16 protein-coding genes are annotated in these 12,844 nt (G+C 50.9%); 5 read left to right on the top strand and 11 right to left on the bottom strand.

Annotation, left to right across the window (positions count from 1 at the left end):
• Window positions 1–33 precede the first annotated feature (33 nt).
• Entirely contained in the window at window positions 34–612 is a 579-nt protein-coding gene (locus AAC599_RS18545) for a response regulator transcription factor (RefSeq protein WP_340151896.1), read from the top strand.
• Here the strand turns inward: AAC599_RS18545 and AAC599_RS18540 are convergent.
• From AAC599_RS18540 to AAC599_RS18520, 5 genes are read right to left on the bottom strand one after another with little or no spacing between them, the layout of a single operon-like run.
• The gene (locus tag AAC599_RS18540) at window positions 609–1,466 is read right to left on the bottom strand and encodes a hypothetical protein (protein ID WP_340151895.1); all 858 of its coding nucleotides are present in this window, start codon (window positions 1,464–1,466) and stop codon (window positions 609–611) included. The genes AAC599_RS18545 and AAC599_RS18540 overlap by 4 nt on opposite strands.
• Complete coding sequence (locus AAC599_RS18535; protein ID WP_340151894.1) at window positions 1,463–3,940, bottom strand: DNA topoisomerase; 2,478 nt, start codon at window positions 3,938–3,940, stop codon at window positions 1,463–1,465. Before AAC599_RS18535 ends, AAC599_RS18540 begins: the two co-directional genes overlap by 4 nt.
• The gene (locus tag AAC599_RS18530) at window positions 3,937–4,425 is read right to left on the bottom strand and encodes a hypothetical protein (RefSeq protein WP_340151893.1); all 489 of its coding nucleotides are present in this window, start codon (window positions 4,423–4,425) and stop codon (window positions 3,937–3,939) included. The genes AAC599_RS18535 and AAC599_RS18530 overlap by 4 nt, the downstream gene beginning before the upstream one ends.
• A 9-nt stretch (window positions 4,426–4,434) precedes the next feature.
• Entirely contained in the window at window positions 4,435–5,853 is a 1,419-nt protein-coding gene (locus tag AAC599_RS18525; protein ID WP_340151892.1) for a hypothetical protein, read from the bottom strand.
• 35 nt (window positions 5,854–5,888) lie between these two features.
• Window positions 5,889–6,245, bottom strand: a complete 357-nt coding sequence (locus AAC599_RS18520; RefSeq protein WP_340151891.1) for a hypothetical protein — start codon at window positions 6,243–6,245, stop codon at window positions 5,889–5,891.
• A gap of 332 nt (window positions 6,246–6,577) precedes the next feature.
• Between AAC599_RS18520 and AAC599_RS18515 the strand changes: the two genes are divergently transcribed.
• The 3 genes from AAC599_RS18515 to AAC599_RS18505 are packed head-to-tail and all read left to right on the top strand — an operon-like array spanning window position 6,578 to window position 7,588.
• Window positions 6,578–6,859 (top strand): hypothetical protein, encoded by a 282-nt coding sequence (locus AAC599_RS18515; protein ID WP_340151890.1) that lies wholly within the window; start codon window positions 6,578–6,580, stop codon window positions 6,857–6,859.
• A gap of 1 nt (window position 6,860) precedes the next feature.
• Window positions 6,861–7,409, top strand: a complete 549-nt coding sequence (locus AAC599_RS18510) for a transglycosylase SLT domain-containing protein (protein ID WP_340151889.1) — start codon at window positions 6,861–6,863, stop codon at window positions 7,407–7,409.
• Window positions 7,409–7,588 (top strand): hypothetical protein, encoded by a 180-nt coding sequence (locus tag AAC599_RS18505; protein WP_340151888.1) that lies wholly within the window; start codon window positions 7,409–7,411, stop codon window positions 7,586–7,588. Before AAC599_RS18510 ends, AAC599_RS18505 begins: the two co-directional genes overlap by 1 nt.
• Here the strand turns inward: AAC599_RS18505 and AAC599_RS18500 are convergent.
• The 5 genes from AAC599_RS18500 to AAC599_RS18480 all read right to left on the bottom strand — a co-directional run bounded on the left by AAC599_RS18500 (window position 7,585) and on the right by AAC599_RS18480 (window position 11,512).
• Window positions 7,585–8,547 carry a DNA/RNA non-specific endonuclease gene (locus AAC599_RS18500; protein WP_340151887.1) on the bottom strand — a complete coding sequence of 321 codons (963 nt, stop codon included), beginning with the start codon at window positions 8,545–8,547 and terminating at the stop codon, window positions 7,585–7,587. The genes AAC599_RS18505 and AAC599_RS18500 overlap by 4 nt on opposite strands.
• A 7-nt stretch (window positions 8,548–8,554) precedes the next feature.
• Entirely contained in the window at window positions 8,555–8,722 is a 168-nt protein-coding gene (locus AAC599_RS18495; protein WP_340151886.1) for a hypothetical protein, read from the bottom strand.
• Complete coding sequence (locus AAC599_RS18490) at window positions 8,719–8,994, bottom strand: hypothetical protein (RefSeq protein WP_340151885.1); 276 nt, start codon at window positions 8,992–8,994, stop codon at window positions 8,719–8,721. The genes AAC599_RS18495 and AAC599_RS18490 overlap by 4 nt, the downstream gene beginning before the upstream one ends.
• Window positions 8,975–10,048 (bottom strand): hypothetical protein, encoded by a 1,074-nt coding sequence (locus tag AAC599_RS18485; protein ID WP_340151884.1) that lies wholly within the window; start codon window positions 10,046–10,048, stop codon window positions 8,975–8,977. The genes AAC599_RS18490 and AAC599_RS18485 overlap by 20 nt, the downstream gene beginning before the upstream one ends.
• Window positions 10,049–10,390: 342 nt before the next feature.
• Window positions 10,391–11,512 (bottom strand): replication initiator protein A, encoded by a 1,122-nt coding sequence (locus AAC599_RS18480; RefSeq protein ID WP_340151883.1) that lies wholly within the window; start codon window positions 11,510–11,512, stop codon window positions 10,391–10,393.
• 440 nt (window positions 11,513–11,952) lie between these two features.
• On the opposite strand from AAC599_RS18480, the gene AAC599_RS18475 reads away from it, so the two are divergent.
• A complete protein-coding gene (locus AAC599_RS18475; RefSeq protein ID WP_340151882.1) occupies window positions 11,953–12,375 on the top strand; it encodes a hypothetical protein in 423 nt (140 codons plus the stop codon).
• 36 nt (window positions 12,376–12,411) lie between these two features.
• On the opposite strand, the gene AAC599_RS18470 is transcribed toward AAC599_RS18475, so the two are convergent.
• Window positions 12,412–12,843, bottom strand: a complete 432-nt coding sequence (locus tag AAC599_RS18470; RefSeq protein WP_340151881.1) for a hypothetical protein — start codon at window positions 12,841–12,843, stop codon at window positions 12,412–12,414.
• Window position 12,844 lies beyond the last annotated feature (1 nt).

Below are 12,844 nucleotides of genomic sequence, written 5' to 3'. Positions count from 1 at the left end.
GGATACCTATACCAAGAGGGAGTAACTGATCTCATGAAACAGGTACTCATAGTTGATGACGATAGCCTGGTTCGTGAATATCTCGCAAAGGAGGCCTACAACCTGTTTGGCGATAGTGAAATATTCACCACATCAACGCTCGTGGACGCTCTGACGATCTGCAAGCAAAAAATACCGTCCACGATACTGCTTGACCTTGTTCTGCCTGATACAACTGGTCTGAAAGGGCTTTATGCTGTTCGTGAACTCTGCCCTGATAGTTGTATCATTATGATTTCAGGGACGGTCCCTTCCAAAAACGTTCTCTTGGAAATGAAGAATCTGGCAAATGGTTTCCTGACCAAATCCAGCCATCATCTCACCCAACTTGCCGACGCTATTCATGCGATTGAATCAGGTACTGAGATTTTTGAAAATCCCCATCCCCCGCATGCTTCCATCACACACACCTACAGCGGCCTGTCGCCAGTGGAAAATCAACTACTCCAGATGTTCCGCAACGGCCTGCGCGTCAAGGATGTGATCGAGCAAACACGTCTGAGCGAAAGTTATGTCAAGAGTGTCAGGCGTAATATTAAGGAAAAGCTTGGCCCTGACATCTTCGCCCCTTAGGGCTTCTCATTTTCCGATAAGACGGGGAACCTTTTATAAAAGGCATCGAATGTCGTTCCTAACTCCACATCGGCCTCGACAAGATAAAAACCAGCAAGATTGACATCAGACACATAGGCAGGAGCAGCCGCCATTGTATATTCAACGGAAACGGTCCTCTCATCGATCCGGCCGTCATCAAGCAGCAACCTGAGATCGGCAGTACCCCGGTACTTCCAGATTTCAGCTCTTTCCCGGGTGAGATCACCTGCAACATTTGTGACAGATACAATCGCTTCCTGATCGTAGAACCACTGTGCATCATAACTTTCATCGATCTGCAAACTTATCGTATTCCAGATATCTGTGTCGAAATACCCACGATAGAGCCCCTTGGGGTCCAATAGGTATCCGATGAATTCAGGATGCCAAAGACGTGACCACAACACATCGGTAATGGCAGCCACCTGGCGCGTTGCTTCAGCAGTCAGATCAGAAGTGACGCCCGCAATGTCCGTTTCAATTGTCTCACAATAGGCGCGCAAGGTCTCCAACGCCTGATCGGCGCTGCGGATCTTGCTTTGATCTTCACTGTCAATTGCTTCTGCCATATCCTCAATCAAAGAGCGCCGCAGCCCTTCATCAAGACAGGTCATGTAGCCTGTGGCACCTTCCGTTTCAGAAGCAAAAAAACCAAAGAAGCCTCGGTTTCGTTCGCGACACTTTTTTAGATGCGCAAGGCTTTGGCCATAGTTGGCTGGATCTTGACAATCAAGTGCCTTAGCTGACGTGAACTCCTGCGCTTCGAGTGTTTCTGCACTACACGCCATGGTTGAAAATGCGATCACACCGACCGCAAGAAAGTGGGGGATCATCGCCTTTTCCTTTTCGCATAGCGTTTTGACTTACCACCTTTGCTGCCACCTTTACCGCCACCCTTCCCACTTTGGGCCTGATATTGCGCGAGATGACCGTCAATAAATTCAGAGCATATGTCGCTACTTGCCCGGATTTTTTCAGGAAGATCTATACTGAGCGCCGTGGCGATGGTTTGGGCAAACTGTAGTTGTTTGGGAGATGGCGGTACCGGGTGCTCTACCAACCATTCACGGAGACGATCAGCAAATTTCTGGGCATTCATCGGCAACAGAACACCAATCGCTTCCGCTCTGCTTTGGGCAAAGGCAAGCATTTTCTCAGAAGGCGGATATCTCGCATCCTTCAGATGTGCATCCAGAAAGGCCGAAACCTTGTCGCGGTCGGTCCGGTCTTCCTGCGCAAAAGACAAGTCCTCGTTGCCACTCAGGATTGCATCCAAACCTTTGAGTTGCTGATCTGTGGGCTTTGAGAACTCTTCTTTGAGCTGATCTTCGCGCTGGTCGATCCACTCAGAACACAAATGAGAGGAAGCCAGAGTTTTGGCCGACACCTTTTCCCCAAGTCTGTCAGCAGCTCGCTTGACGTATTTTTTAAGTTTCAGGGAAGGAGGGCGTGACACCTGAATAAGTGAGAGATCGACAAAGCCGGCTGGGGCGCTCTTAACAGAGCTGACAAGCTCCCTTGCCATGCCTTGCACATATGTAATGACGTCGTGATAGGTTTTCTCTCCACCGGCAACCTCCTCGAGCATCTTTTCGATTTGAACCGTGAGATCGGGCGAGGTCAGTTGGGGTGTGAAATGACGCCAGAACTTTAGTGATTCCTCTCCACGAGGTGTCACAAGCACCCGCTTGGCGTTGCCCCCAATATAGTCTCTAGCGCGCAATATCGTTTCATAATTGGCAAAAGTTGACGGCGCGCCAAGCCCCAGTTCCGCCATTTTTGCCAACATGGACGCAACAGAGAAGTAAGCAGGAGGCCGGGTCATTTTGTCCAAGGTTCGCGAAGAGATATCGGTTAACAGATCCCCGTCTGCGATATCATGCAATAGCTGAGCCCCTTCTACTTCGGGCTCGCCGTCATCATCATCCCCTTTAGGTTCTTGATAGATTGATCGCCATCCATCGCTCACTGGCTTCTGAACTGTCGCCTTGAACGCCCGGCCTTCATGGATCGCGCTCACAGTTGTAAGTTCATAGACATAGTCTGGCAGATGCGCAGCTATGAAGACCTTGGCAACCAGCAGAAATATCTTCTGTTGGTTTTCGGTCAGTGACGATAAATCAAGGGTCGTTGCTTCCATCCTGTTTGGATTTGGTATAATGGCGTGGTGAGAACTACCTGCCATTTCCCTGTCTGAATAGACCTCGCGTCGGTACTGAAATTGATGTTTATCGATCAGCTGGGCAAGCCCACCCGTTTCAAGTTCTGGCATCCTGGCCAGATGGTAAAGAAGCGCTCCGGTATCAGAGCTCATAGCCTCAGGCAAAACCCTAGGATCAGGTCGGGGGTACGTTAGAATACCTCTGAGATATAACTCTTGTAGAACGCTGAGTGTCAACGCAGGAGCAAAGTCAAAGGCAGTTGATGCCGCTCCCTGTATGCTGTTGAGATTAAATAACCTCGGCGGCGCACGACGTTTTTCGACACTCGTAACTGAGAGAGGAAGGCTCGCACTGATTGATTGAAGCAACAATGTTGCCTCTGACTTGTCAAAAATCTTGTCCTCAGGAGCATATGTTAGCGAGATCGGCGCTCCTTTAACGGTGCCTGAAATCATCAGTTCGTAAAATGGTTCTGGCGTGAATCTTGATATCTGATCACACCGATCGCCAACAAGATTGAGAATGGGGGTCTGAACGCGCCCGGCAGAGGATGGTAGATCACGACGGGACTGACCAAATGCCAAAGTTGAAGCTCGCGTTGCATTCATGCCAATGACAAAGTCTATGACGGCACGGGCCATACCGGCGTAAAAACGCCCCTTGAAACTTGCACCGTCCACCATTTTCTGGTTGGCAATTTTTAGGGCCTTCACGTCAATCTGGGTATACACAATCCGCTTTACCGGCCCTTGATATCCCAGCAGGGTGATTGGAAGCCAACCGATGACTTCTCCTTCACGATCGTCGTCGGTCGCTACGACGAACTCGTCATAATGCGGCAAGGATTCCTTGATCACCTGGAACTGGCGGTTTTTCAGTTGTCCCAAATCACCATTATCATCGACAACGTAATCAAACCGATCGAACGCCAGAGGCAAGTCATCCATGCGCCATTCCGCCCAATCGGGGTTATGCTCCTGCGGTTCTTTCAGGCGGAAAAGATGTCCGTAGGCCCAGACAACACGATGACCATCCGTGCAGTCATAATAGCCTGATTTCTTCTGCGCAGAACTGTATCCACCCAATGCTTGCGCAAGTACGGCCGCCTGATCATGCTTCTCTGTGAGATAAAGGCGCTTGATCATTCTGCCCTTCTCTGCAACGCAGGGGTCTCATCTGACGGAAGCACTCCGCCGAGGTCTGTCGAAAAATAGCCAAGGATGGAGGCTTCTGAAACGGTTCCACTGAAAGCTGCAATAAAGCGATATTCAGCATGTCGCTGTTGCGCTACTGATTTTTGGGCTGCCATCGTCCAGTTGGGCGCTGTCCAATATTCCAGCACCGGCAACAATGCCCGGTGATCAAACCCCATAATGCTAAAGGTCTGATTTGGACCAGTAAACTTGCGCCAGGCATTCGGTGTCAGCGGCATTGTTTCCCAGCGGCCGACAGGATTGAAACCTTTGTTCTCAGGCGCCAAGTCATCATTCAGAGCAACGACAAACTGAAGCTCACCACCGTACTTTTGTATGCAGACTCTTACAGCCTCCTGCCAGTTCAGAGCTTGCACACGCTCGGCAATTGTTTCTTCGGTGTTTGCGCTCCAACCGATGACGCGAATGTTTAACATAACAGATCCCTACCGAGTTGGTTTGCGTTTGGGCCGAATGAAATCAACCACCCGCTGAAGAGCTGGTTGCGGAATTGACTGTGCTTGCTCTTGTGCTGGCACGAAGACACGAATTTCTGTCATACGATTACGGACAAGGTCACGATGGGCGGATGACACACTCTCTAATCGTAGCCGATGCCGTAAACCGCCAAGACCCCGTAGCATGGTGGTTCGGTCCTGGTCGCGTTGGCGCACTTTATGCGTCAATTTACTGGTGAGCTTGTCGAGATCCGCTGGGGGCTTTGCCCAGTTAACCTTTGGAAATGTCTGACAGGCGCGCGCGGCTTGTGCGGCTGGCTGAAGCATCGTCTCCGCCCCTTGGACCAACTCGCCAAAGGCCAATGGCTGCCGGGTGAGATACCAGATGGCCAGGGCCTTATGCTTGGCAGATTGTCCATCCCCATTGACCATTTTGAAATAACTGGCCAAAGCCCGTTCCGGGTCGCTATAGATCCCGGCAAAGCACGCCAGCAATGTGTGAAATTCAACCGGGATGCGACCTGTATCTTTGACTGGCTGTGACAAGGGACGCTGGCCTTTAATGAATGCGCTGCGTTCTTGCTTGGGGAGATCTTTCGATTGCTTCTTGATGGCTGCCACCCGATCTTTACGTCGCAACCACCCCTGGCCCTCCTCGGACAGCCAGTAAGGAACTTGTTTAGCTAAAGAGGTGTCCTTGTCGTAGGCGACACGCGGGACGTTCTCTCTAAGAGCGGCCCTGCCTTCCAGAATGTCGCGTAAAAGATCTGGTCTGTCTTCCCTGCGCTCAGAATGAACCGGTAAATCCAAGATACGAGCCTGCTTTGCCAAACGTGCGCGCATGTCCTCGAGGATCTGGGGCGTAAGTCTCAACTGCCCCTTCTTTCTTCCATTTGAGCGGGCTTTAACGATCAGATGAATATGAGGACGGCCCGGCTGATCAAGATGAAGCCCCCATAGAACCTGATGCTCTCGTTCAGCGAATTCCGTGAAAACAAACTCACGTGTTGCCTCGCGCATCCGTGATGCCAGCTCAGTCTCTGAAAGGCCGGTACCTTCCGCCGTTTGGGACCAGACAAAATGATATGCCTGGTTCCGCCAAAACCTCTCGCGTTCAGGAAGCAAGGAAACTCCGTTGTCTTCTCCAACCAGATCTCGCGCCCCGGGGCGCATGTTTTCCTGATTGCGGAGCAAATCCCATCCCTTGATTGTCGCCTTCAAGTCCTCGACCGCGACAACTTCGCCCATCTCGTCAAACAATTCTAACCGGGCATGTTCACCTTGCCCCTGTGCCCGGGCGACGTAATGCGCCAGGGCCATGACACCCGCTGCAGTTTTGCGAGGTCCTGAGGTGACTTTGAGCAGCAGCTGCTCTCCCGAGCCCGCAAAAGGCTTCCAACCGCTCATTGTTTTGAGCCGGGATACGTCCCCTGCTGATAGCATCAGATATTAACCCCCCAAGCCGAAACAGTCTTCTGGATGTCCTTGACAGTCTTATCGGCAGTCCCGATTGCACTTTCACAATCTTCGAGTAAGGGCGGCTCGCCTGACTGCGTTGCGTCATAAACGTTCAACTTTTTGGCGATCTGATTAAGCAAGCCGCGCACACCGCGAAGATTGATAACCAGACCGCGGATCATTTGCTCCTGATCTAGGCTGAGCAGAGCCAGGGTCGGTTCTGTCCGGGTCGGTTCTGATAATCGTGAACGCACCAACGCGGCCTCCCGAACAAAGGCAGATGGCCTTTTACCTTGTTGCTCAGCAGCTGATTTGACCCGCGCAAAGTCCGCCTCACTCATTCGGTAACTGCGGACTGTTGTCTCCCCACTCATCCTTAAAACCCCATAACTGCAAGATTTTTGAAGCGTATTACGCGCCCATTTTTCTTGCAATAGCTTTTTTTGTGTATTACAAAATGCATATCCTGCGAAAAATAATTAGCAGGTAATCATATTCCGTTAAGGGGCGGTAAAAGCGTTAGTTTTGTTGGGGTTTTGCGGTTTTTTGCCCACAACCTATATGCATTACTCTTTGTGATTTCTGGTAAAATCAGCAATATTGAAATGTGACTGCAAGAAATTTTCCTGTGATCCTGAATTCTTGCAGCGTGATGGGATTAACGGAGTTTGTGATGTCCTCGCAAAAGAGTGTGATCGAGAGATTGAAGTCCGGTATAGCCACCGAAGCGCAAGCCCGGGGCAATGCCTTGCGCGAAAGCTTCACGGTCCGGCTGCCTGTCAGTGGATGGAAAGGATGGCTGCGCTGGCTGTTCTGGAAATTGTTGATCATCACGCTGATTGCGCTGCGCGGGTGGGTCTACATCATCGCGATAGCGATCGCGGCCGCATATTTTATGTACGACTTACCCCCCACCCGGTTGCTCGAGAACTGGAAACAAATGCGAGGGCAGTAAAATGCGTAGGTCGGTGCAAGGAGCGGTTGTTCTTATCGCGATAATGTGGCCTGCCCTTGCGCAAGGCAGCGAGATCTGTCGTATCGCTGTGCAGGCTGCAGAACGTGCCTACGACATTCCTCCTGAGCTTCTTCTGGCCATGAACCAGGTTGAAACGCTTTGGTCCAATCAGGCATGGCCCTGGTCGCTTAATATTGCAGGCAAGCCCCGGCGCTATCAGTCCGGGGATCAGATGGCAAACGCGCTTGGTGAAGTGGTCAGGCGGACAGAAAATATCGACATCGGGTGCATGCAGATAAACTGGCGATGGGTTGGTAAGGTTTGCGTTTCAGATCCTGCCGAGTTGGTGGATCCTGCATCCAACGCCCAATGCTCGGCGAAATACCTCAAGAGCCTTTATACGAGACTTGGCAGTTGGCATCAGGCGGTTCAGGCATATCATGTCGGGCCAAACCGCAAAGAGATCGCTGTACTCAAACGCGCAGACAGCTATGCTTGCAAAGTAGGTCGCCAGTATGCGTTGCTTCTCGGGAAAAAGGATCCCTGTTGATGAGAAAACCGGACATGGGTCACCGTTCAGAAGATCAGGATCTTGATAACGCGCTGCTGGAAGTGACCCGGATTTTGCTGCCCGGAAAGGTTCACGAGCTCGAAACCACTTTTCGACAGGAAGCCCCGGCGCAATGCGCGACCATTCTTCCTTTCAAGCGGCCGACCGGGAACCGTTAGCTGCAGCTGGCTTCGAAGTTGCTGTCATTGTTCGAGAAATCCCACCCTTCCCCTGCCCTGCTTTCAAGAATATTGCCGCTAAAGGCAGGATAAAGCTGCAAGCTTGCGTGATTTTCGATGACATCGATGGACCGGATCGCATCCATCACTGCAGGCTGAACATTCCGCCAGGCGCTTCCGTGAGCAGCATTGTTGTTTTCAAACACAAAACTGATCGCGCGCAGATCCGAACCATCCTGACGCAAGAAGGTCTTGTAATAATGGCTCGGGACGCCAACCCGGGATTTTCCATTGTTGCTTCGCATCCGGATGGCATTCTGATCCGGATCACGCCCCCCTACCCCATCCCGATCAAAAAGAGCGCCGGTTGTGACGAAAATCTGACCGTAGCGTTCTGCCCAGTGTCGGGTCAGGCTTTCCATGGACAACCATATGCCGCGGTTAAACCTGCAATACTGTGGGGACATGTTCGACATGACATAGCTGTTGATCTGCTCGATAAGATTGTCTTTCAAATCTGCATCATTGGCCATATGGCCCTGATCAAATACGGGCTCACGATAATCTGTCGTGGAAGCTTTCTTGCCACGCTTCAAACGTGGATCCGCCCTGAAGCAGTTTACGCGATCCTTGCCTGTAGCATTGGTAGTGTCTTGTTCGGTAAGTTGGTAAGACACCCAAAGGCTGGTCATCAGATCGACGTCATGGGCCATGATATAGCCGCCCTGATACAGAAGCTGTTCGTTTCCGCCAGCACGTGCTCGAGGTAATCCTAACGGGGCATGGTAATCGGAGAGCTTTGCCTGAATGCGACTATCTTGCGCTATAACCATCAGCTGCTGGTTTGCCAGCGCCTTTTCGTCCGCCGTGCAGTTTCGCGATGCAGCTTGCGCTGTGCCAGAGCTGCAGGCCAGTATGGCGGCTGTGAAAAGCGATGTTATCAGTTGATTACGGATCATCGTTGAATTACCTGCCGTTTAGTTTGCTCCCGATAAGTCCACCGATGATAGCGCCAAGTGGGCCGAAAACATAAGCCCCGTTTAGTGCACCACCAAAACCTGCGACACCGGTGGACAGCCCAATCAAGATTCCCAATAGGGACCCAGCTAAAATACTGATCGCAATTTTCTTCATGGTTTCGCCTTGAGGAGGATGGTGCCAGGATCAGGCAAATCCTTCCCCTGCCCTATTTCCCTGCAAAGCACCTTGTCTGGGCTCTTCCAAGGGTTGAGCGGAATGGATCCATCAGTCTTCTTGCTGGCCGCGATCCAGAATTTATCATGAGCGATCTGGCGGGCTTCTTTTTCGGTCGCGGCTTCGACATACACGACATCCTTATGCGTGCTGGCAGACCAGTCTTCGTCATCAAGGAAAGCGGGGGCTGGTTCAAGACCGTATAGGGGCATTTTTGTTTTCCTTCTTGGCTGCAATTTCAAAAATCGATTTTCCAACCCGGAAGGGGAATACAAATGTAGTTATGAGAATTGGGACGAGAGCAGCACCTCTAACCCTACTCGCCTTGATATCCACTATGTCTTCCAGAACATGAGTGTTTATGGCCCAGTTGTAGACAAGTCGTTTTAGAACAAAGGCCGTATCGAATTGAACGTTATCACGTAAGGAGCCGAGAGGTCTGAAGGCATCCCATCTCTTATCAGGTTCATCGGTAGCATCTCGCATAACTGTTGATAAGAAGTGGAATATTTCACTCAGAAATGGATCATCTAGCGGTTCTGATGCCGCCTGCTTCGGAAACTCTGAACCTCGATTGAGCTGAGCAGCGAACGTACGAATAGTCCCGTACCAGTAGTCGGAATAGGTCTCTTCGTTCTCGGTCAGACCGGCCAGATGACTATCTAACTTACCGTTCTCAATCCGGAGGTATTTTGTGAGATCTAGATACCATCCAATAGTTCCATGTGGGTTGCGCCCTCGATACAACCAATCCGGAGTTCTTTTGCTCAGATATTGCAGATTGCTGCTGTGTTCCGCCCGTGACGGTGAAAGCGCAGACAGCCTCTTCTTTTCATCTGTGATAAGAGTACAAGCCCGGCTGAGCGGCCTGCTCTTGCAGTGTAAGCTGAGATACTGTCCAAAAAGTTCAGAGTCGAATTCATTATCAAAGTAAGTCAACTCTATGAATCGATCGATGGAGTGTTGTGTGCTGCTTTGGGTATAAGTGAAGACAGATATTGCAAGTGAAGGCACGAAACACAGCACCCACACCAGATCCACAATCTTCCAGAAGCGCGCAGATTGATGTCGGCATAGGTTGACGAGTGTGATGCCAGATAGCAGGCACAGAAGAGCTGTAAGACCAGCATACTTTGTAAGCGGTTGGTGGTTTCCCGTCGCCAAGGCGAAGATCAGGACTGAAACATAAGCAAATCCTATGCCAGCAGCTGTTGTGTATAGGAACTGAACTATCAACTCACCCTTGGATGCCGCCTGCTTTTCCAATAACCTCACCCCTGCCCTTTTTTCCGGAAAATGTGCCACACCGTTTTTTACGTTCTTCTAAACAAAAGATATATTTATCAACACTCATTTTGCCGTTAGAGCCGTTACTCCCGTTATCAAAGAGGCTAGAGGGAGTTACCGCCGTTACGGTTTGTGCTGACTCGCCGTTATTTGAAGAGTCGAGGCAAAGCTGTTGTCCGTGAAATGCCGAACTTCTGTCCGCGTTGTATCGTATTGAACGTCCGCGATAACACGACCGCGAAGTGACGAACATCTGTCCGGGATATACCGAATAAGTGTCCGCGATGTGCTGTAGATAACTTAAGTTATCCACATGGGAGACTATCCCTCCACTGTTCTGTTTTCTGTCCAGCGCTTGGCAAAGGCGAAGAAAGCGGCTTCAGGGTTCTTGAGAACCTGGCCCTTTTCCTCCGTATAGCTGATCCAGGCGCGTTCTATCAGTTCAATATCCCATCCCGGGAAGCGTTCACGGGCATCATTCATAACGTGGATGCCAAGTTTCTTGGGTCGAGCAGAGATGGTTTTGGCATCTGCGAGCAGGTGTTGTTCACTCTTGGGGTCGTCAACCTCTGGGGCAGAGAGTTCGTCACTTCGCGGACGTAGCGGCCTCACTTCAAGCATCCAGTCATTGGGATTGCGAGATTTAAAATGGCTGTCAAAACTGGAAGCTTTGTCGAGGCGCAAGATATAGTCGGGAACGTTACCGTCCTCGATGATCTTCTTGAGATCGGCCCGGAACTTGCGTTCTTCACGGTCCGAACCGCATTTCTCCTTGAGAGACGGAATGCCGATCAGCCAGGAGCGCTGCTGGCCACAGTGCTTGCGTGCCAATTCATAAATGCGCTTCTCAAGCCCTTTGGACAGCTCAAAATATCTCGGGCTGATGGTCAGGACACGCCGGTCGACAACAATGGCTTTGAACATCCACTCATTGAGCGTGACTTCAACCGCGGCCATGACACTTTTGCCAGCCTTGGTTTTGCGCTCAATAATCTGGAAGCTTTCAATCCAGCCAAAGCCTTTCCTTGTGCGCTCTTTGGCGGATGTTACGTTCGTTCTGATACGTGTGCCATCGAGCCTCTCAAGACAGTTGAGAAACAGGTCGTAACCCCGTTTTGAGGTTTGACGGCGGGTTGCTTTGAGGAAATCATGGGCGGAGAACTTGATTTTGCGATCTTCGGGGACGGGTTGACCGCGTTCGATCTTGTCGTTGATGATTGAGCCAAGATACATCAGAAGATCTTTGTCCCAGATGGTGGCCATGCCCTTGGCACCGGGTTCAATTCTTATTTCGACACCGCCCCTATTGTATTCAAACGGTGTTTTACGCGGTTGCTTTGTCAGAGAGAACCACGGATGTTCCATCAAGGCTCTATCGTCCTTGAAGGGGGCGCCGTCGACCAGCTGGTCGAGGAACAGATCTACCTGTTGTGAATCACCCATCTGTCTTTTCCTGATTGCTTCTTGTCCGCGAAGTGACGAGTTTGGGCAAAAACAACCTATAGATCAATGTCTTGATTCATATTTGTCCGCGAAGTGACGAGCGAAAGTGTCCGCGAAGTGACGAAAAGAATGCCCGGTAAAAGCCTGAAAACACGGTATTTCGCGGACATTGAACCCGAAACGATAGCGTTTGAATTCTTTTATCGCCTTCAGATTGACGGAAACCGTCCGTTACTCGTCGTAATGTCCGCGATAGAACGAATCGAGCGTGGTCGTTGTTAAGGCCGGTTTTTAACGTATGTTTGCTAAGCGATTGAAATCGTGGGAAACTGAGGCTTTATGCAATGGATTAAGATTCATAACTCAAATCTTAATGCTGGTCTGTCCGCGTTGTGCCGAATCGGCACGTCACTTCGCGGACATTTTCGGGGGAATGCGAAATGGCAGACGGACCATCAACCGCGGTTGTGACCCTATCAGTGATGGGCCTTGCTTTCGATCTGATCGGGGCTTTCCTGCTCAGTATTCCGATGGTTTGGAGTGCCAAGGGGGCGGCACAAGCGTTAAGGAAGTTTTCCCTATGGCTGATTATAGAACGTCAGCCTTACATGTTCATAGTGTCTTGCGCTTATCCATGCGCTTTCTGGGGTGCTCTTATTTATGGTATGTACGCAGGCAGCGATTTTTTTATTTGGCTGGCTGTATTTCTGCTCTTCCATGGATTTGTCTCTATGTTTCTGCACCATTTTATCTATAAAGCATCCGTCAGCCACCATGAAGAGCGCATAGGTGCAATGGGTCTTGTCCTGCTCAGCATCGGCTTCATCCTGCAGTTCATCGTCAACATGCAGTGGGTGCATTAAAAAAGGCAGGGTAAGCCCCCTGCCCTTTCTGACCAGTCAATCGCGAGACTGGCCGTGAATATCGAGTTCGGTCAGTTTTGCGATTTGCCATCCTTCGCCCTTCGTTTCGACCCAGAGCTGAAGCATCTCGCTCAGAAGCTCCCCTGCTTTAGCGCCCTTTCCACGCGATGCAACGATATCGTCTATCAATTGCTTGCAATCCGGCGTGACACGAACTGAGAGAAGTGCTGTGCGTCCACTACGGCGCAAAGACCGACCATCTATCTTTCCGGTGCCGTCTCGTGATGTGAACCCGTCTTTCGCTGCTTCTCGTGCTATATCTGCCGTGGAAGGTTTTATGCGCACAGGCGCCACGGCACTTGCGCTGGATGCAGGCTGAGAGGTTGGGGTGTCAGTGCGCCGAAGCGCGGACACATCAAGGGCGAACCCGTCTTCGTCATCGAGCACTTCGAATGGGTCTTTGGCCATT

The sequence above is a fragment of the uncultured Sneathiella sp. genome (assembly GCF_963976355.1).
Classification (GTDB): domain Bacteria; phylum Pseudomonadota; class Alphaproteobacteria; order Sneathiellales; family Sneathiellaceae; genus Sneathiella.
The sequence above is the reverse complement of the archived record's forward strand: the minus strand, read 5'-3'. Positions and strand labels throughout refer to the sequence as shown.